20 protein-coding genes are annotated in these 19,235 nt (G+C 66.2%); 8 read left to right on the top strand and 12 right to left on the bottom strand.

The window, feature by feature from the left end:
- Window positions 1–316 precede the first annotated feature (316 nt).
- Window positions 317–1,567: a cyclopropane-fatty-acyl-phospholipid synthase family protein gene (locus tag VGV41_RS09585; RefSeq protein ID WP_326863581.1), complete on the bottom strand. Its 1,251-nt coding sequence runs from the start codon at window positions 1,565–1,567 to the stop codon at window positions 317–319.
- A 228-nt stretch (window positions 1,568–1,795) separates the two neighbouring features.
- Here VGV41_RS09585 and VGV41_RS09580 point away from each other — a divergent pair, with 228 nt between their 5' ends.
- Window positions 1,796–2,296 carry a hypothetical protein gene (locus VGV41_RS09580; protein ID WP_326863580.1) on the top strand — a complete coding sequence of 167 codons (501 nt, stop codon included), beginning with the start codon at window positions 1,796–1,798 and terminating at the stop codon, window positions 2,294–2,296.
- 47 nt (window positions 2,297–2,343) lie between these two features.
- On the opposite strand, the gene rplI is transcribed toward VGV41_RS09580, so the two are convergent.
- The 5 genes from rplI to VGV41_RS09555 form a co-directional block, all read right to left on the bottom strand.
- A complete protein-coding gene (gene rplI / locus VGV41_RS09575; protein ID WP_326863579.1) occupies window positions 2,344–2,958 on the bottom strand; it encodes a 50S ribosomal protein L9 in 615 nt (204 codons plus the stop codon).
- A gap of 42 nt (window positions 2,959–3,000) precedes the next feature.
- Entirely contained in the window at window positions 3,001–3,963 is a 963-nt protein-coding gene (locus VGV41_RS09570) for a hypothetical protein (RefSeq protein ID WP_326863578.1), read from the bottom strand.
- A 166-nt stretch (window positions 3,964–4,129) separates the two neighbouring features.
- Window positions 4,130–4,378: a 30S ribosomal protein S18 gene (gene rpsR / locus VGV41_RS09565; RefSeq protein ID WP_326863577.1), complete on the bottom strand. Its 249-nt coding sequence runs from the start codon at window positions 4,376–4,378 to the stop codon at window positions 4,130–4,132.
- Window positions 4,379–4,381: 3 nt separating this feature from the next.
- Window positions 4,382–4,843: a 30S ribosomal protein S6 gene (gene rpsF, locus VGV41_RS09560; protein ID WP_326863576.1), complete on the bottom strand. Its 462-nt coding sequence runs from the start codon at window positions 4,841–4,843 to the stop codon at window positions 4,382–4,384.
- Between the two features lie 238 nt (window positions 4,844–5,081).
- A complete protein-coding gene (locus VGV41_RS09555) occupies window positions 5,082–5,315 on the bottom strand; it encodes a hypothetical protein (RefSeq protein ID WP_326863575.1) in 234 nt (77 codons plus the stop codon).
- 148 nt (window positions 5,316–5,463) lie between these two features.
- Between VGV41_RS09555 and fabD the strand changes: the two genes are divergently transcribed.
- The 7 genes from fabD to gmk all read left to right on the top strand — a co-directional run bounded on the left by fabD (window position 5,464) and on the right by gmk (window position 12,154).
- Entirely contained in the window at window positions 5,464–6,408 is a 945-nt protein-coding gene (fabD, locus tag VGV41_RS09550; protein WP_326863574.1) for an ACP S-malonyltransferase, read from the top strand.
- 23 nt (window positions 6,409–6,431) lie between these two features.
- Window positions 6,432–7,169: a 3-oxoacyl-[acyl-carrier-protein] reductase gene (gene fabG, locus VGV41_RS09545; RefSeq protein WP_326863573.1), complete on the top strand. Its 738-nt coding sequence runs from the start codon at window positions 6,432–6,434 to the stop codon at window positions 7,167–7,169.
- Between the two features lie 234 nt (window positions 7,170–7,403).
- Window positions 7,404–7,643: an acyl carrier protein gene (locus VGV41_RS09540; protein WP_326863572.1), complete on the top strand. Its 240-nt coding sequence runs from the start codon at window positions 7,404–7,406 to the stop codon at window positions 7,641–7,643.
- Between the two features lie 131 nt (window positions 7,644–7,774).
- The gene (gene fabF / locus VGV41_RS09535) at window positions 7,775–9,040 is read left to right on the top strand and encodes a beta-ketoacyl-ACP synthase II (protein WP_326863571.1); all 1,266 of its coding nucleotides are present in this window, start codon (window positions 7,775–7,777) and stop codon (window positions 9,038–9,040) included.
- 244 nt (window positions 9,041–9,284) lie between these two features.
- Window positions 9,285–10,526, top strand: coding sequence for an endolytic transglycosylase MltG (gene mltG / locus VGV41_RS09530; protein WP_326863570.1), 1,242 nt, complete (start codon window positions 9,285–9,287; stop codon window positions 10,524–10,526).
- A 72-nt stretch (window positions 10,527–10,598) separates the two neighbouring features.
- Entirely contained in the window at window positions 10,599–11,486 is an 888-nt protein-coding gene (locus VGV41_RS09525) for a YicC/YloC family endoribonuclease (protein ID WP_326863569.1), read from the top strand.
- Entirely contained in the window at window positions 11,483–12,154 is a 672-nt protein-coding gene (gene gmk / locus VGV41_RS09520; RefSeq protein WP_326863568.1) for a guanylate kinase, read from the top strand. Before VGV41_RS09525 ends, gmk begins: the two co-directional genes overlap by 4 nt.
- 18 nt (window positions 12,155–12,172) lie before the next feature.
- Here gmk and VGV41_RS09515 read toward each other — a convergent pair whose 3' ends face one another.
- The 6 genes from VGV41_RS09515 to lptG are packed head-to-tail and all read right to left on the bottom strand — an operon-like array spanning window position 12,173 to window position 19,231.
- The gene (locus tag VGV41_RS09515; protein ID WP_326863567.1) at window positions 12,173–12,763 is read right to left on the bottom strand and encodes a L,D-transpeptidase; all 591 of its coding nucleotides are present in this window, start codon (window positions 12,761–12,763) and stop codon (window positions 12,173–12,175) included.
- 10 nt (window positions 12,764–12,773) lie between these two features.
- Complete coding sequence (rsmA, locus tag VGV41_RS09510) at window positions 12,774–13,619, bottom strand: 16S rRNA (adenine(1518)-N(6)/adenine(1519)-N(6))-dimethyltransferase RsmA (protein WP_326863566.1); 846 nt, start codon at window positions 13,617–13,619, stop codon at window positions 12,774–12,776.
- A gap of 4 nt (window positions 13,620–13,623) precedes the next feature.
- Window positions 13,624–14,652: a 4-hydroxythreonine-4-phosphate dehydrogenase PdxA gene (gene pdxA, locus VGV41_RS09505; protein WP_326863565.1), complete on the bottom strand. Its 1,029-nt coding sequence runs from the start codon at window positions 14,650–14,652 to the stop codon at window positions 13,624–13,626.
- Window positions 14,649–15,587 (bottom strand): SurA N-terminal domain-containing protein, encoded by a 939-nt coding sequence (locus VGV41_RS09500; protein WP_326863564.1) that lies wholly within the window; start codon window positions 15,585–15,587, stop codon window positions 14,649–14,651. The genes pdxA and VGV41_RS09500 overlap by 4 nt, the downstream gene beginning before the upstream one ends.
- A 54-nt stretch (window positions 15,588–15,641) precedes the next feature.
- Window positions 15,642–18,125, bottom strand: coding sequence for an LPS-assembly protein LptD (locus VGV41_RS09495; protein ID WP_326863563.1), 2,484 nt, complete (start codon window positions 18,123–18,125; stop codon window positions 15,642–15,644).
- On the bottom strand, window positions 18,125–19,231 hold the full coding sequence (gene lptG / locus VGV41_RS09490; RefSeq protein WP_326863562.1) for an LPS export ABC transporter permease LptG: 1,107 nt from the start codon (window positions 19,229–19,231) through the stop codon (window positions 18,125–18,127). The genes VGV41_RS09495 and lptG overlap by 1 nt, the downstream gene beginning before the upstream one ends.
- Between the last annotated feature and the right edge of the window lie 4 nt (window positions 19,232–19,235).

The following is a 19,235-nucleotide window of genomic DNA, read 5'->3' as shown; positions in this document are numbered from 1 at the left end:
AACAACTAGTGCCCGCGTGGGCGCGGCGCCATCGCATACGGCAGTTCGCGAGTCTTATCCACGCTAGTCACCGGGAGAAGAAAGACGGCGCTTGACGGCGAGGCGCGTGCGGCGTCACCGGCGCGTGCGACGGTGCGAGATTGCTCGATATCGTTATGAAGACAGCCCGCTAACTCATTGTCGTCCCCGGGCCTGTCCCGGGGACCCCGATAAGGAAGGCACCGCCGTGCCCGCCCTTAGCGAGATGGCCGGGACAAGCCCGGCCATGACAGTGGAGAGGTGAGTGCTCTCCCCAGAGCGGGGCGGGGAAAGCCGGTTACTCGCCCGCCAGCCGCAGCGGGGCCTGGCTGCGGCCCTCGCTGGCGCGCAAGCGCTGCTCCTCGCGGCCGATGTAATCGCGGGTCATCGGCGTGACGCCCTGCCGCTTGGTGATCTGGATCTGGAAGTTCATCATGTTCTGCTCGCGGAACGACATTTCGGAGGCCGCGAGATAGAACTCCCACATGCGCACGAAGCGCCGGTCGTAGATGCGCTCGGCGTCCTCGCGATGGGCGAGGAAGCGCTCGCGCCAGGCCTTCAGCGTCTCGGCGTAATGCAGGCGCAGGATTTCGATGTCGGTGACGAGCAGGCCGGCCTTCTCGATGTACGGCAGGACCTCGGAGAGGGCGGGGATGTAGCCGCCGGGGAAGATATATTTGCCGATCCACGGATTGGTGATGCCGGGCCCCTCCGAGCGGCAGATGGAATGCAGCACCATCACGCCGTCGTCGGCAAGCAGGTCGGCGGTCTTGCGGAAGAACTCGCGGTAGTGGCCGACGCCGACATGCTCGAACATGCCGACCGAGACGATGCGGTCGAACGGGCCTTTGACGTCGCGATAGTCCTGCAGGTTGAATCGGGTGCGGTCGCCGAGGCCCCTCTCGGCGGCGCGGGAATTGGCGATGCCGTACTGCTCCTGCGACAGCGTGACGCCGGTCACGTCGGCGCCGGTCATCTCGGCGAGATAGAGGCCGAGACCGCCCCAGCCGCACCCGATGTCGAGCACGCGCTTGCCGCGTGCGAGCAGGAGCTTGGCGGCGAGATGCCGTTTCTTGGCGAGCTGCGCGTCGTCCAGCGACGCGTCCGGCGTTTCGAAATAGGCGCAGCTGTATTGCCGGTCTGCGTCGAGGAAGAGCGAATAAAGCTGGCCATCGAGATCGTAGTGATGCGCGACGTTGCGGCGCGAGCGCTTGCGCGGATTGAACTGCACGAGGCGGCGCGCGAGGTAGCGCAGGATCCACTGCGGCCGCGACCATTGCGGCAATTCCGACTTTTGTCCGAGGGCGACGGCGAGCACGTCGGCGATCGAACCCTGTTCGACGACGAGCGTGCCGTCCATATAGGCTTCGCCGAATTTGAGCTCTGGATCGAGAATGAGGCCCCACTCGGCCGAGGGCGACGTGAGCCGCACCGCAACCGGGGTACCGGTGCCGTCACCGAACCTGAATGTCTTCCCGCGCGACGTGGTCAGCGTGAAGTCGCCCCGCCGCAGAAAAGTGCCCAACAGCACTTGAAGCAACCGCTCCATCGGCCGCCTCCATCACACGATACCGACACTAAATCAGAAGCCACCCGTCGCCCGTGGCCGTAACGTACCGGCCACAATTTCGTTCAACCATGATATTTGAACAAACTTCGGGGCGATCAGCAATGCCCCTGACGGACGGCCAGGCTTGCGCTAGAGAAATGCGTGGGACCGGATGCAGCGGGCAGCGCCGAAGGCGCGGTAAGGGACTAGAGACATATGACAAAATGGATGCGTTTCGTTCTGGCGGGCGCCGGACTGTGGGCCGCTCTGGCCTTCGCCGATGCGGCCCTGGCGCAGGACAACTTCGATGCCGGCAAGACCGGCGCCCAGCTTTACGCGGCAGACTGCGCGATCTGTCACAAATCGGCACAGAGCCTCAACCGCAACGTCGGCGGGCCGTTCGGCGGGGTCGAGAGCTTTCTGCGCGAGCACTACACGGCGAGCCGCGAAGCGGCCGCGGCGATCACGGCCTATCTGAATTCGGTGGGCGGCAGCCCCGCGGCGGCTGACCGGAAGCCGGCAAAGGGCAAGCGCAAGGCTGACGACAAGAAGAAGGACGCCAAGCCGGCCAAGCCGGAAGAAAAGAAAGAGAAAAAGCCGGAGGAGAAATCCGGCGACAAGCCGGCGGAGAAGCCGGCCGACAAGAAATCCGACAAGGACAAGAAAGACAGCGGGCAGGCCGCACACCCCAAGTCCGCCGCCATTGCCAGGGCGGCCGCGCGCGGCTGAAGGGGCGACGCCGGACCGGCCGAGCCGGTCCAGCGTCCCCGCGACGCTTATTTCTCGCTCGTTTCCTCGACCGCCCCGGCGGCGGCTTCCTCGCCTTCGCCGGCCTCCGGCTGCTCGAAGAAGGTCTCGGCATTGGCGGCAGCCGCCGCGGCCTCTTCTTCCTCGTCGGTGCGGCGGATGGTGACGTTTTCGCCGCGCTTGATGCGCTCGGCCTCGTCGGCGCTGCGGGCGACGATCACGGTCACCGACACCTCGATCTCCGGATGCAGCGCGATCGGCACCTTGTACTGGCCGATCGACTTGATCGGCGCATTGATGGCGACCTGGCCCTTGGCGATCCCGGCGCCGTCCTCGGCGATCAGGCGCGCGATGTCGCGAGTCGTCACCGAGCCGAACAACTGGCCGGATTCGCTGGCCTGACGCAGCACGATGAAGCTCTTGCCGTCAACCTTCGACGCCAGCTTGCCGGCATCGCCCTTGGCCTCGAGATTGCGCTGCTCGAGGTCGGCGCGCATGCCTTCGAACTTCTTCTTGTTCTCGGCGGTGGCGCGCAATGCCTGGCCGCGCGGCAACAGGAAATTGCGGGCGAAGCCGTCCTTCACGCGCACGGTCTCGCCCATCTGGCCGAGCTTGCCGACGCGCTGCAACAAAATCACTTCCATGGTCCTTACTCCTTCTGACTGTTCAGGTTGTCTCTAAGCATTTCAAACAAGCGTGCCGCGCCGCCGCGCGACACGCGCACGTAGATGGAAAACCGTGTCGGCGAGCCCGAGCAGGCTGAGCATCAGCACCGGCCAGCCGAAGACGAGGACCGAGGCGTAGATGCCGCCGATGAGGAACGCCCGGCTCGGCTGCCCGCGGGTGATGGCATGCAGCACGGCGAAGCCGAGGATGCCGTAAGCCATGACCAGCGCCGCGGTGGCGACGCCGGCGACGATGCCGGCCATGCCGCCGGCAAAACTGACGGCGAGCGCCACCGCCAGCGCGGCGGCGGCGAGCGGCGGAAAGGTCATCGCCGGGAGGTCGGGCCACGGGCGCGGCAGGCGTCCGGAGAATTTCACGACGCGGCCGGCGAGCCAGAGGTTGATGACGTTGGTGACGGTGGCCGCGACCGCCGCAGCCGGCGGTACCACGGCAACCATGAACTCGACCAACCGCTTGCCCCGGGCGGCTGCCTGAGCGTCGGCCGCGCCCGTTTTGACCTGCAGCATGCTCGACAGCGCGTCGGACAAGTGGGTGCGGAGGCTCGCGGCGTCGAGGCCGAAATTCGGGATGGCGACGAGCACGAGCAGCACGCCGAGCAGGGCCGCCCACAGCACCAGGCGCCCGGGCGGGTACCACTCGATCCCGGCTTCCGGCGCGCCATTAGTAATGGCCGGCACGGGGCGCCCGAGCATCGCGAGGTAGCTGAGCCACCAGGCAGGCACGGCGATGCCGGCGACGAAGGCGACGACGGAGACGCCGCCGAACAGCACGGCCACCGCGAGCGTGGCGGTCAGCGCCGCGAGCAGGGCGGCCCAATGGCTCCAGCCCAGCCCGGCGATCATCACCGGCAGCGGTGCCAGATAAAAGAGGATGATGGACAGGAACGAGCCGGACGCCACCGAAGCGAACAGCAAAGCTGCCGCGGCGCCCGCACCAATTCCGATGAGTCCAAATTGCATCATCACGAGCTGTCCCGCTCTGGTGAGCGGTTAGAGGCGGATCAGATGTCCGCCCCAACCATCGGCGCCCGGGCCGATCCCGGAAGCCTCGTTTCTCGCCTCATCCCGAGGAGCGGGCGTCAGCCCGCGTCTCGAAGGATGAGGCTATTCGTTCGATCCGCAGAGCGGATCAGCGAATGACGTAAGGCAGCAGGCCGAGGAAGCGCGAACGCTTGATCGCCTGCGCCAGCTCACGCTGCTTCTTGGCCGACACCGCGGTGATGCGGCTTGGCACGATCTTGCCGCGCTCGGAGACGTAACGCTGCAACAGCTTCACGTCCTTGTAGTCGATCTTCGGCGCATTCGCGCCCGAGAACGGGCAGGTCTTGCGGCGGCGGAAAAACGGGCGGCGCGCGCCGCCCTGTGCTGCGAATGCCATTGCTTATTCCTCCGAACCGGTGGCGGCGTCGTCGTCGCGGCGCGGGCGGCGCTCGCCGCGGTCACGATCGCCGAAGCTGCGCTCGCGGTCGCCGAAGCGGCCGCCGCGATCACCACGGTCACCGCGCTCGTCGCGGTCGCGATCCGACTTGCGCATCATCGCCGAGGGGCCTTCCTCGAGCTCGTCGACGCGGATGGTCAAATAGCGCAGGACGTCTTCGGAGAGGCGCTCCTGGCGCTCGATCTCGGTGACGGCGGCGGACGGCGCATCGACGTTGATGAGCGTCATGTGCGCCTTGCGGTTCTTGTTGATGCGGTAGGTGAGGGACTTCAGGCCCCAATACTCGTTCTTGGTGACCTTGCCGCCGAGGCCGCCGATGACGTCGGAGAATTGCTTGGTGAGGTCTTCGACCTGCTGGGCGCTGAGATCCTGGCGCGCCAGAAATACGTGCTCGTAGAGGGGCATGAGGTGCCTTTCCTTGTCTTGCCCATGAACCTCGACCCTGGCGCCTAGCCCCTCGAGCCCTTCGGGAAAGGCTCGAATGCTCTGAAGGCGGGAACACGGGACGCCGGGCTTTCGCCCTACCGGCTTCATGACCGAAGGTCATGTTTCCAGCCGTCCGTTCAGCTCCCAACCAAAGTCGATGGAGTGCGCGGGTTATAGGGGTTTTTCGGGCGAATGCAAGGCGGCGGCTCTGGTCGGTTCAGGCCGCCTGCGGGCCGCCACCCGTGTAGATGTGCTGGAGCCGATCGGCCAGTTCCACCGCCAGGTCTGTGCCTTCCTTAATCTGACGGACGGTTTCCGGCCGGTAGGACCCTCGGCGGGCACGGTGCAGGGCGGCAATCAGGATTTCCAAGCTTTGCGCCATGATCCGGCGGCGGAATTCGGGATCTGTGCGCGCGCGCGCCAGATCCGCCTCCGTCGCCAGCTCGCTCATGACAATTCCTCTTCAACCGGAAGTATAAGATTAAGCGGGAGAGTCTTGTTGTCTGGTTACCGAATACCCCTGTCCGCTTGACAGCGGGGTGAGCGCAGTGTCTTTCCGCCCCGATTTCCCCACATAGTGGCAGACGGTAAGGACAGGCATGGCGGTCGCGTTTGTATTTCCCGGGCAGGGCAGTCAGACGGTGGGCATGGGCAAGGCGCTTGCCGACGCCTTCGCGCCGGCCAAGGCGGTGTTCGCCGAGGTGGACGCGGCCCTCGGTGAAAGCCTGAGCACGACGATCTTCGAAGGCCCGCAGGACAAGCTAACCCTGACCGAGAACGCACAACCGGCGCTGATGGCGGTGTCGCTCGCCGTTATGCGCGTGCTTGAGGCCGAGGCCGGACTTAGCCTCGCCCGTGATGCCGCCTTCGTTGCCGGCCATTCGCTCGGAGAATATTCGGCGCTGGCCGCGGCCGGCACGTTCAGCGTCGCCGACGCGGCGCGTCTTTTGCGCACACGCGGGCAGGCGATGCAGAAGGCGGTGCCGGTCGGCGTCGGCGCCATGGCGGCTCTGCTCGGGCTCGACTATGACGCGGCGGTCGCCGTGGCGGCCGAAGCGGCGCAGGGCGAGGTCTGCCAGGCGGCGAATGACAATGGCGGCGGCCAGGTGGTCGTCTCCGGCAACAAGGCGGCGGTCGAACGCGCGGTCGAGATCGCCAAGGGCAAGGGCGCCAAACGTGCGATGCTGCTGCCGGTGTCCGCTCCCTTCCATTGCGCGCTGATGGCGCCCGCCGCCGAGGTGATGGCCGAGGCTTTATCGAAGGTGCACGTCATGGCGCCGGTCGTGCCGGTCGTCTCGAATGTGAGGGCGAGCGCGCTCAAGGATCCGGCGGAGATCGTCAAGGCGCTGGTGGCGCAGGTGACCGGCACAGTGCGCTGGCGCGAGTCGGTCGCCTATATGGCCGCGCAGGGCGTCAGCAAATTTTATGAAATCGGCGCCGGCAAGGTGCTGAGCGGCCTCGTCAAGCGCATCGCCGACGGTGCCATCGGAACCGCCATCGGCACGCCGGACGACGTCGCCGCATTCAAGGCCGCGAAGAACTGATCGCGAGCGGGGGAGACCTGGACATGTTCGATCTGACCGGCAAGGGCGCCCTCGTCACAGGCGCGACGGGCGCCATCGGCGAGGCGATCGCGCGTGCATTGCACGCGCAGGGCGCGACCGTCGCCATTTCCGGAACCCGGCGCGAGGTTCTCGACAAACTGGCCGGCGAACTGGGTTCGCGCGTGCACGTGCTACCCTGCGATCTTGGCGACAAGGATCAGGTCGAGGCGCTGGTTCCGGCCGCCGAAGAGGCGCTGCAGAAGGTCGACATCCTGGTCGCCAATGCCGGCGTCAACCGCGACAATCTCTTCGTCCAGCTCAAGGACGAGGACTGGGACAAGGTTATCGCGGTCAACCTCACCGCCACGTTCCGGCTCAGCCGCGCCGCCGTTTCGCGCATGATGCGCCGCCGGTTCGGCCGCATTATCGGCATTTCTTCCGTGGTCGGCTTCACCGGCAACCCGGGGCAGAGCAATTACACTGCCTCGAAAGCGGGCATGGTGGGCATGATGAAGTCGGTCGCCGCCGAATATGCGCGGCGCAACATAACTGCCAACTGCATCGCACCCGGCATCATCGTCAGTGCGATGACCGACAAGCTCAACGAGAAACAGCGCGAGGCGATCATGTCGCGCGTGCCGATGGCTCGGCTGGGAACGCCGCAGGATATTGCCGCCGCGGCGGTCTATCTGGCCGCCGACGAGGCTGCCTATGTGACCGGTCAGACCATTCACGTGAATGGCGGTATGGCCATGATTTAAGGGAGGAATCGGGTTTTCCCCGCCTTGCGGGGGCACTCCCTCGTACGCTGGTCAACGGAATTGAAGTGTGGTAACCGAAATTCGGCCCGGCTGGGGCGGCCGATGGCGGAAGTCGCTGGAAGATGTCCGCGATCGGAAGTCGTCTCAACCACCGTCCACCACGACGAGGTCAAACCGCCAAGGCTGCGTCCCGACTTCGGTCGCAGCCCAATCTGAAAAAGCAGAGGTTGAACGATGAGTGATATAGCCGAGCGGGTGAAGAAGATCGTCGTGGAGCACCTGGGCGTGGAGCCCGACAAGGTGACGGACCAGGCGAGCTTCATCGATGACCTTGGCGCCGACAGTCTCGACACTGTCGAGCTGGTGATGGCGTTCGAGGAAGAGTTCGGCTGCGAAATTCCGGACGATGCCGCGGAGACGATTCTCACCGTCGGCGACGCCGTGAAATTTCTCGAAAAGAATGCGAAGAGCTGAAGGTCGCAGGCGGCCGCTCGTTTCGCTTTTCATCTTTGTTCCTTCTGCTGCGCGCCCAAAGCGCGCAGCAGAATCAATAACGGCCGCGCAAGCTTGATGGCGTGCGTGGCTGCTTTCGCGCGGAGCCGGTCATGAGGCGCGTTGTCGTCACCGGAATGGGAATGCTCACGCCGCTCGGGTGCGGCGTCGAACCGACATGGTCGCGCCTGATCAAGGGCGAGAGCGGCGCCAAGAAGATCGACACGTTCGAGGTCTCCGACATCGCCGCGAAGGTCGCCTGCGTGATCCCGCGCGGCGACGGCTCGAACGGCACATTCAACGCCGACCAGTGGATGGAGCCGAAGGAACAGCGCAAGGTCGACGACTTCATCGTCTACGCAATGTGCGCGGCCAGACAGGCGCTCGACGACGCCGGCTGGCGTCCGACGACGCATGAAGACCAGTGCGCGTCCGGCGTCATGATCGGTTCCGGCATCGGCGGCATCGAGGGCATTGCCAAGACCGCCATCGATCTGCACGAGAAGGGACCGCGGCGGGTGTCGCCGTTCTTCATTCCCGGCCGCATCATCAACCTCGCCTCGGGCTTCGTCTCGATCGCCTTCGGTCTGAAGGGGCCGAACCATGCGGTCGTGACCGCCTGCTCCACCGGTGCGCATGCGATCGGCGACGCCGCGCGCCTGGTTGCGCTCGGCGATGCCGATGTGATGGTGGCCGGCGGCACCGAATCTCCGGTCAACCGCATGGCGATGGCCGGTTTTGCCGCTCTGCGCGCGCTCTCGACCAACTTCAACGACGACCCGACTCGCGCCTCGCGCCCTTACGACAAGGATCGCGACGGCTTCGTCATGGGCGAGGGCGCCGGCTGCGTCGTGCTCGAAGAGCTCGAGCATGCCAAGGCGCGCGGCGCCAGGATCTATGCCGAGGTGATCGGCTATGGCCTGTCGGGCGACGCCTATCACATCACCGCGCCGTCGCCGGACGGTGATGGTGCCTTTCGCTGCATGACCATGGCGATGAAGCGCGCCGGGATCGCCGCCGGCGATCTCGATTACATCAACGCGCACGGCACCTCGACGCCGCTCGGCGACGAGATCGAGCTCGGCGCGGTGCAGCGGCTGGTCGGCAACAATGCCGGCACGATCTCGATGTCCTCGACCAAGTCGTGCATCGGCCATCTGCTCGGCGCCGCCGGCGCGGTCGAGGCGATCTTCTCCATCCTCGCCATCCGCGACCGCGTTGCGCCGCCGACCATCAATCTCGACAACCCCTCGGTCGAGACGCCGATCGACCTGGTGCCACACAAGGCGCGCCAGCGCGACATCGACGTAACGCTGTCGAACTCGTTCGGCTTCGGCGGCACCAACGCCTCGCTGATCTTCCGCCGCTACAACGGCTGATAGAGCGCAACGCCATCTTGGCGCGCGCCAGCCGTCCACAGGGGACAAGCGCCGCGCGCACCTGCTTTCGCCATAATTATTCCTATCTTGCGGAAGCTTCTGCTATTTTCAGGTCTGCCATCGGCGAGCCGAGGGTGAAAGCGAGCGGGCGCCGCCGGGGGCGGCGGGCCCGGAGGCTGGCGTCCGACATCACGGGGAGAATGCGGCCAGTGAACGTGCCGGTGGCGATCAAAGGAGTGGGCGCGTGACGGGCTCGCCCAGCGACGTGCCGCCGCGTTCGCCTGCGCCGCAGAACGGCGGTCAGCCGCCATTGCCGCGCAGCCCGCGGGTCGCGCTGCAGCCCGAACCCGTGCCGCCGCCGCTGCGCCGCTCGAAGCGGGCGCGCCATCCGCTGGTGGTCGTCGGCAGCGCCTTCTTCACCTTCCTGATCGTCGTCGCCGTCGCGATCGGCACCACGCTCTACGTCGGCCGCCACCGCTTCGAGGCGCCCGGTCCGCTCGCCCAGGACAAGATCGTCAACATCCCGAAGGGGCTCGGCACCCGCGACATCTCCGACCTGCTGGTGCGCGAAGGCGTCATCGACCAGCCTTACGTCTTCGTCGGCGGCGTTGTCGTGCTTAAGGCGCGCGGCGATCTCAAGCACGGCGAGTATAAATTTCCGGCGCATTCCAGCGTCGCCGAGGTCATCGGCACGCTGATCGACGGCAAGGTGGTGCAGCACGCGGTGACCGTCGCCGAGGGCCTGACCTCCGAGCAGATCGTCGACAGGCTGCAGGAAAACACTGTCCTTACCGGACCGATCAAGGAGATTCCGGCCGAGGGCTCGCTCATGCCGGAGACCTACAAGTTCACGCGCGGTACCACGCGCGAGCAGGTCATCCAGCGCATGCAGCAGGCGGACAAGCGCGCGGTGCAGGAGATCTGGGAGCATCGCGATCCGGAATTGCCGCTCAAGAGCCCGGTCGAACTGGTGACGCTCGCCTCGATCGTCGAGAAGGAAACCGGCCGGCCGGATGAGCGCTCGCGTGTCGCCGCGGTGTTCGTCAACCGGCTGCGCCGTCACATGCGGCTGCAATCCGACCCGACAATCATCTACGGCCTGGTGGGCGGCAAGGGCTCGCTCGGCCATCCGATTCTCAAGAGCGAAAAAGACCAGCCGACGCCGTACAACACCTATGTCATCGACGGCCTGCCGCCCGGTCCGATCGCCAATCCCGGGCGCGCGTCGCTGGAGGCGGTGGCGCAGCCGGCGCGCACCAAGGATCTCTATTTTGTCGCAGACGGCACCGGCGGTCACGTCTTCGCCGAGACCTACGAGCTGCATCAGAAGAACGTCGCCAAATTGCGCGCGCTGGAGCAAAACGCCGCCACCGCGGCGACGCCAGCCGTCGATCCGCCGGCGGCGCATCCGGCTGCTGTGTTGGAACCGCCCACCGCGCCGGCGCACAAGCCGGCGCCGCGCGCGAAGCATCCCGTGCGGCACTAGCGCTTGTGAGCGCCGCGCGCCGCCGCTAAGGTCGCCGCGATTTCAGTTTTTTGTTTGAGAAGAGACGATCGCATGGCTCTGTCGAGCATGACCGGATTCGCTCGCGGCCATGGGGTCGTCGGCGCCTATGCCTGGAGCTGGGAGATCAAGTCGGTCAACGCCAAAGGGCTCGACATCCGCTTCCGCCTGCCGCCGGGCTGGGACGCGGTCGAGGTGGCGGCGCGCACGCGCGCGACTCAGGCGCTGTCGCGCGGCACGGTCTACTGCAATCTCACGGCCGCGCGGCAGGGCGTGCCGCCGACGGTGAAGGTCAACGAGCCGGTGCTCAACGCGGTGATCGCCACGCTCAATCAGCTCACCGGCAGGATCGACGCCGCGGCGCCGTCGCTCGACGGCATTCTCGCCCTCAAGGGCGTGATCGAGGTGACCGAGGAGGACGAGCGCGAGGACGAGCATCGCGAAGCCGAAGCGGCGATCCTCAAGGGCTTCGACAAGGCGCTCGCAGATCTCGACGCCATGCGCAAGCACGAGGGCGATACGCTCGGGCAACTCCTGACGACGCGGCTCGACGAGATCGCCGCGCTCACGGCGCGGGCGGAGGCGGCGCCCGGCCGCAAGCCGGAGGCGATCAAGGCGCGGCTCGCCGCGCAGGTCGCCGCCCTGATCGAGGCCTCGCAGCGGTTCGACAGCGACCGCCTCTATCAGGAGGCGATCATGCTGGCGACCAAGGCCGACATCCGCGAGGAGCTGGATCGGCTCGTGTCGCACGTCGCGCAGGTGCGCAAGCTGATCGCCGAGGGCGGTCCGGCCGGACGGCGGCTCGATTTCCTGGCGCAGGAGCTCAACCGCGAATCGAATACGCTGACGGCGAAAGCCAACGACGTCGAACTGACCAATATCGGCCTGCAGTTGAAGAGCGTGGTCGAGCAGTTCCGCGAGCAGGTGCAGAACCTCGAATGAGCGACGACGCCGACATCACGCGCCGCGGCATCATGCTGGTGCTGTCCTCGCCGTCCGGCGCGGGCAAGACGACGTTGTCGCGCAACCTGCTCGAGCAGGAGAACATCGACGATCCCGGCAAGCTGGAATTGTCGGTCTCGGCGACGACGCGGCCGCGCCGGCCGAGCGAGATCGACGGCGTGCATTATCATTTCGTCGCGCGGCGCCAGTTCGAGGCGATGCGCGATCGCGGCGATCTGCTGGAATGGGCGGAGGTGCACGGCAATTTCTACGGCACCCCGCGCGATCCGGTTGAGAAGGCGCTCTCCGAGGGCCGCGACGTGCTGTTCGACATCGACTGGCAAGGCACGCGGCAACTGCTCGAGAAGATGCGCGACGACGTGGTCACCGTCTTCGTACTGCCGCCGTCTGCGGCGGAATTGAAATCGCGGCTCATTCGCCGCGCCGAGGACAGCGACGCCGTCATCGCCGAGCGGCTGCGCAACGCGGCCGAAGAATTTCTGCACTGGAACGAGTACGACTACATCTTGGTCAACCGCGATCTCGACAAGAGCTTCGCGCGGCTGCGCGCCATTCTCACCGCCGAGCGCCTGAAGCGGGTGAAGATGCCCAATCTCGAGGGCTTTGTGTCGAGGCTGCTCGCCGATCTGAAGAAGATCACGCCTTAAGCGGCGGCGGATGCGCCGCTATTGATGCTGCACCACGACCTTGGTGCCGACCGGCACGCGCTGGTACAGGTCGACGATGTCGTCATTCACGAGGCGGAAGCAGCCTGACGACACGGCCTGGCCGATCGTCTCCGGCGCGTTGGTGCCGTGGATGCGGTAGACCGTGGTGCCGATATAGAGCGCGCGGGCGCCGAGCGGATTGCCGGGTCCGCCGGCCATCCAGCGCGGCAGATAGGGCTGGCGCTGGATCATCTCCGGCGGCGGCGTCCAGTCGGGCCATTCGGCCTTGCGGCTGATCTTGTGGATGCCGCCCCACTGGAAGCCGTCGCGGCCGACGCCGATGCCGTAGCGCAAAGCGACGTTGTTGCCGAGGATCAGGTAAAGGAAGCGGTCCGCGGTGTTCACGATGATCGTGCCCGGCGGATATTCGGTCCGGTAGAAGACGGGGCCGCGGCGATACTCGTCGGGCACCTTTTCGCTCAGCGCGGTGTGATCGACGCCCGGATCGACGTCCTGCATCGTCGGCGTTGCATCGTAGGACTGCGCTACGGCCGGTGTGACGGCGCTGAGGATCAGGAGAACGGCCGCGGCGCGGAGCGTGTTCGTCATCGGCGAGCCCTCATGGTTCGCGTGCAAGCGCGCGGGCCAGATTAACGAAGCCCTCGACGGAAATCTCCTCGGCGCGCGCGGTTGGCTCCAGGCCGGCGGCCTCCAGCAGCGGCATCGGATCGACGCCAAGCGACTTGAGGCTCTGGCGCAGCATCTTGCGGCGTTGGCCGAAGGCCGCTTCGGTCGCGCGCTGCAACAGAGCCGCATCGCAAGGGAGCGGCACGGGCCGCGGCACCAGGCGTACCACGCTCGACGTCACCTTGGGCGGCGGCACGAATGCCGATGGCGCGACATCGAATAGGATCTTGGCCTCGGTGCGCCAGCCGGCGAGCACGGCGAGGCGCCCGTAGGACTTGCCGCCAGGCTTGGCGACGATGCGCTCGGCGACCTCGCGCTGGAACATCAGCACCATGGAATCGTACCAGGGCGGCCACGGCTCGACCGTCAGCCACTTCACCAAGAGCGCGGTGGCGATGTTGTAGGGGAGGTTGGCGACGATGCGCGCTCGTTCGGGTCCGAGCGGTTCGCCGAGATCGACGGTCAGCGCGTCGCCGGCGACGACATCGAGCCGGCCGGGGTAACGCGCGGCGATCTCGGCGAGCGCCGCCATCGCGCGCTCGTCACGTTCGACCGCCACGACGCGCCGGGCGCCGAGCGCGAGCAAAGCGCGCGTCAGCCCGCCGGGGCCGGGACCGACCTCGACGACGGTGACGTTCTCGAGCGGCTCGGCCGCGCGCGCGATGCGCGCGGTAAGGTTGAGATCGAAGAGGAAGTTCTGCCCGAGCGACTTCCTGGGCGAAAGGTCGTGGCGGCGGATGACTTCGCGCAGCGGCGGCAGGTCGTCGATCTGGGCCATGCGGCTAGTTTACAGCGGCCGGGGTCCGCGCCGAAAGCCGGGCTGCGAGCTTGAGCGCGGCGACGAGACTTGACGTGTCGGCGCGACCGGTGCCGGCAAGATCGAAGGCCGTGCCATGGTCGGGGGAGGTGCGCACGAAGGGCAGGCCGAGGGTGACGTTGACGCCGTGGTCGAAGGCCAGCGTCTTGATCGGGATCAGCGCCTGATCGTGATACATGCACAGCGCCACGTCGTAGGTCGCGCGGGCGGCGGCGTGAAACATCGTGTCGGCCGGCAGGGGACCGCGGGCGTCGATGCCCTCGGCGCGCAATGCCGCAACCGCGGGGGCGACGATCTCGACGTCCTCGCGGCCGATGGTGCCGTCCTCGCCGGCATGCGGGTTGAGGCCGGCGACCGAAAGGCGCGGACGCGCGACGCCGAAGCGCGCCGCCATGTCGCGGGCGACGATGCGGCCGGTGTCGACGATGAGTCGCGTCGTGAGCTGCGCGATGACGTCCTTCAGCGGGATGTGGATGGTCACCGGCACCACGGCGAGCTCGGGCGACCACAGCATCATCACCGGCATCACGGGGCGGCCGGTGGCGCGCTCGGCCAAGCGCGCGAGGTATTCGGTGTGGCCGGGATCGGTGAAGCCGGCGCGGTAGAGCACGCTCTTGGCGATCGGATTGGTCACCACGGCGCCGGCCTCGCCGGCCATCACGTCGGCGACGGCGCGGTCGATCGAGGCGATCGCTCCGGCGGCACTGCTGTCGTCGGGCCGGCCCGGCGCGGCGGTGATGCGCGCGTCGAGCGGCACGACAGGCAGGCTGGATGAAAAGACGTTCGACGCCTGCCGCGGCGTCACGCTCCTGACCGGAACATCGTTGCCGAGCGCGCGCGCGCGGGCAGCGAGGAACTCTGGATCGCCGATGACGTAGAAGGGCGGTATTGCGAGCTCGCGGCGGCGCTGCCAGACCGCCAGGGTGAGATCGGGGCCGATGCCAGCCGGCTCGCCGAGCGTCAACGCCAGCGGGAGCCCGGCCGCGTGGCTCATTTGGATTTGTACTCGATCATCGCCTGCTTGCGAATCTCTTCGAGGTACTTCTTCGATTCGATCTCGAACCGCTTGGCGAAGATCTGCTCGCGCGCTTGCTTCTTGGCAGGAGTGTCGGAGCTGCTCTCGCGCTTGTTGCACAGCGCGAACATCTGCAGTCCCTGGTTCGTCGGCTCGGGCGTCGTCAGGTGTCCGAGCTCCATCGAACCGAGCAGTTGACGGAACTGCTCCGGAAGGTCGGCGGACGAGCGCGTGACCGGCTCGCGCACCGCGACGTCGCGCATGCCGCGCGCCATCGCGAGCCCCTGCGCGCACGATACGAAACGGTTGCGCAGCTCCGTGGCTTCCTGGAGTTTCGATTTCAGGAAGCCCTCGCTGCTGCCGCGCGGCGCCAGAACGATCACCGGATAGAGCGTGTAGATGTAGCCGACGCCAGTCGACGCTTCGTGGCTCTCCATCATCGCTTTTGTCACGTCGACGTCGTTGATCTCGAGCGATGCGGAGAATTTGCCGCGGATGAGCTGGTTCCAGGCCAGTTCGGCGCGGATGCGCGCCTTCAGCGTCTGCGGGTAAATGCCGCTGCGCATCAGCACTTCCGAGAACTGCTGCGGCGAGAGGTGCTGACGCGACGCCATGGTCTGGAAGGTGTTGTCGACATCGGCATCGGTGATGTCGATGGTGTACATCTTCGCCTTGGCGATCTTGATGCGGTCATCGATCAGATCCTGGATGACCTCCTGCCGTGCCGGCGTCTTGTGCGTCGACGCGGCCATCAGCTTCGATCGCTGGGCGATGTCCAGTTCGGTGATCGGGGAGCCGTTGGCGACGACGACGACCTGCGCGGTGGCGACGGCAGGCAGCATCAGGCCGCAGAGCGTCAGCACGGCGGCGGCAAGGCTGTTGCGAAGTCCCGGCATGACAGCGATGTGCGGCATCTCATCCATCTCCAACGCGGCCGGCCGGCACATGGCGGTCGGGGCACGCGGCTGTTACAGGCCCGGCAACGTGGCGCCCGAGCTCGACGTGCCCGAGGTGCCAACGGTCTGACTGACGTTGGTGCTCCCCAGCGTGCGCAAGCTCAGCTGCAGCATGATCTGGTTGTTCGTCGTGACGGTCGGGCCGCTGTAGGAATATCCTGTCACGTAATTCAAGGCCAAGATGAGGCAATCGTCGATGTAGCCGAGGCCCACATTGGTCTGGTTGAACTTGCCGGCATTGATGTCGTAGCGGGCGCCGCCGAACAGCACCCAGTCCGAGGTCAGCTTGATCTGGGCACTGCCGAGAACGCCCTGCCGTCGGTCGAGGAAGCCGATGTCGGGCTGCGCCGCATAGTCGCCGTACAGCACGCTGAAATTCCAGCGGTCGAACGCGAGCGAGGTTTCCAGCTCGAGCCGCTTCATGTCCCAGGTCTTCTGGTCGAGGCGATAACGGGAGCTGAAGGTGAGGACGGAGTTAGGCTGATAGGACAGGCTGCCGACGTAATCCGACATGGTCTGGTCGAGGCCGCTGTCGAGGCCGGTGTTGCCCGGGCCGGTCGCGGCGTAGGAGTTCACGCCGAACAACTGGGCCGACTGGCCGAACAGGGCGGTGAAGGAGCCGGCCTTGTTGACCTGCGCGGAGTACTGCAGGCCGTAGTTCGCGCGGCCGCCGCCTTCCTCGCGGTCCCAGCCCGCGAATTTGTCGACGCGGAACAGGTTGCTCGCGTCGAAGACGAAGCTCTGCGAGTCTTCGTTCGGCCAGTGGTTGATCTGCTGCTCGTTGGGGCGTGCGATGACCTGGGCGATCGGGGTGATGGTCTGCGTGCCCCAGGACTGGACGCTGATGAACGGATAGCGGTATTCGAGCCCAACCGTCGGCATCGCGCGAACGAGATTGCTGTCGCCGGTCTGGATGAAGTTGGAGACGTTCGGGTCGTTATTGACCTGCACCGAGGCGGCGTCGGCGCGCACCGAAACGAACGGCGTGAACACCTGGCCGAAGGAGTCGGTGATGCTGCGCCGCCACTGCGATTCCGCCGAGAAGCGCGTATAGGCGCCCGGGATGCCGCGGAGCACGCAGTTCGACGCGTTCACCGCCGGGTCGGCGGTGTTGCAGGTACCGGCGAGCGAGGCGGCGTTATTGATCGCCTCGAAGTCGGCCTGGCTGCGCGACAGGCTGGTCAGGTTGGTTTTGAAACTGACCTCGCCGCCCAGAACCGGGTGATCGACCGTGTAGTCGTAATCGACCACCGGATGGATGGTCGGAATATGCGTCTGCTGATCCGCGCCGGAGAAGCCGAGATAGTAGATCGTGCGCGCGTCGAAATAGCTGCGCTTGCCGACGCCGGTCAGATACAGCTGCGAAACACCTTCGCTCGTGACCGACAGACTCTCGGGATTCTGGCGATACGCCGACAGGCTCGGATTGTAGTCGTTCAGATAATACTTGTCCGACAGCAGGACCGCGTCCCAGCCCCAGACCCACTGGGTGTTGATCGCGAACTGGCCGTTGCTCTCCAGGCTGCCGCGCCACGGCCGGTCGGCGCCGGCGGTGAAGGCGCCGGGGTCGAGCTGGTTGATGCCCGATCCGCGGATCTGATAGGCGCCGTCGAGCAGACGCTGGCGGAACTCGCCCTGCATCAGCAGGCCCTGCTTGGTCGTGACCTTCGGCGCGACGGTCGCGTCGTAGTTCGGCGCCATGGCCCAGTAGTAGGGGACTTCGACGGCGGCGCCGTACACCGAGCTCGACGAGATGGACGGGATCAGGAAGCCGGTCTTGCGCTTCACCGTCGGATCCGGCGCCGAGAAGTAGGGGAGCCACATGAGCGACGTACCGAAAAACTCGATGCTGGCGTCCTCGAAATAGATCATGTGCTCCTTCTGGTCGTGGATGATCCGCGCCGCTTTCACCTGCCACAGCGGCGGCTTTGTCGGATCGTCCTTGCAAGGAGCACAGGCGGTGTAGACGCCATTGTGGAAGACGGTGAAGTTGCCCTTCGAGCGCTCGGCGCGCGCGGCGGCCATGCGCGTCTGATCGGGCGTGTCGAGACGGAGCGAGTCGACGAAGCCGTTCCGGTAATCGTCGGACAGATCCATGATCTGCCCGTAGGTGATCTTGCCGTCCTCGTCGGTAAGGCGGACGTTGCCTTCGGCGTGCAGTCGCTTGGTGGCCTGGTCGTAGACGACCTTGTCGGCTTCGAGCGTGGAGCCGCCGTAGTAGATCTGGACGTTGCCGACGGCCGCAACGCGTTTGTTGGTGTAGTCGTAGTCGATCTCGTTCGCCTGAACGAGCATCTGCTTCTGGCCGTGCTGATCGAGCACGTCTTTCTTTTTGACGGGCGGGGGCGCCTGCGGGAATGCCAGGGACTGCGCCGCCGCCGGCTCAAGCGCGAACGCTCCGCCGCACGCCACCAGCGCGAGGACAGCCAAAAAGCGCATTGCGCTGCGGCGAAGCCGACGCAGCGCGGGCTGACGAGCGCAAACCGGCGTCGTCATCAGCCGTCCTCCTGGTACAACAAAGCAACGAAGCCCGTGAGGCCTCCCACGAGCACAGGCAACCACGCGGCCAAAGCTGGATTCAGCAGCTCGGCCCTGCTCAGATCGTCAGTCATTTTCGAGAGAACATAAAGCAGAAACCCAGCTGCCACGCCACTTAAAACCATCTTTTGTACCCCGCCGAAGCGAAAGAACCGTAAACTGACGGCGGCGGCAAGAAGCACCATGGCGGCCATCAGAAATGGCTGGGCCAGGAGCTTCTGGAACTGCAATCTATAGCCTGCCGCGACAAGTCCAGCGTGCTCGGCGATCTTGATATACAGTGGCAACTCCCAGAACGGCACAGTTTCCGGGGTGGCGAAGCTTTCCCGCGCTTGCTCGGGCGTCAGATTGGTCTTCAGGCGATAGTCCGACTGCTTGCGCGGCGGTTCACTGAGGGTGAAGACGCTGGCGTCGTGCAGGACCCAGTCGCCGGGCTCGAGCACCGCCTCGCGCGCTTCGACCCGGCTGCGGAAATGTCCCCCCTTGTCGAAGACGAAGGCGGTCACGCCACTGAGATAGATGCCCTGTTCGCGCGTGGATTGCGCGTTGATGATGGACTGACCGTCGGGCGAAGTCTGGCTGAGCCAGAAGGCGCTGCCGGTGCCGCCGATGCCGGACACGCTGGCGTCGCCTTTGCCGAACAACTCGGCCTCGTAGCGCTTCGACCGCTCCTGCAGCAGGGCGGAGAGGGGATTGTAGATCGTGGTCGCGACGCTCCCGAGCAGGAACGCCACGATGAGGGCCGGGGCGATGAATTGCCAGGCGGACATGCCGGCGGCGCGGGCGATGACGAGTTCGAGCCGCCGCGACAGGCCGAGGTAGCAGGACATCGCGCCGATCAGCACGCAGAACGGCATGATGCGCTCGGTGATCTGCGGCACGCGGAAGATCGACGTCTTGGCGACCAGCACCGGGGAGACGTGCGGGAGGTCGCTCGCGCGACGCATGAGCTCGATGTAGTCGAGCAGCGCGACCAGCAGGAAGATGCCGAGGAACACGAGCAGCACGTTGCTCAGGAAGCGAAGGCCGAAATACCGTGCGAGTGTTCCTCCGGCCGTCGACATGGCG

Origin of the sequence: Pseudolabrys sp. (assembly GCF_035943735.1) — a bacterium.
Taxonomy (GTDB): domain Bacteria; phylum Pseudomonadota; class Alphaproteobacteria; order Rhizobiales; family Xanthobacteraceae; genus Pseudolabrys.
Note: the sequence above shows the minus strand (reverse complement) of the source record. Positions and strands in the feature narration are given on the sequence as shown.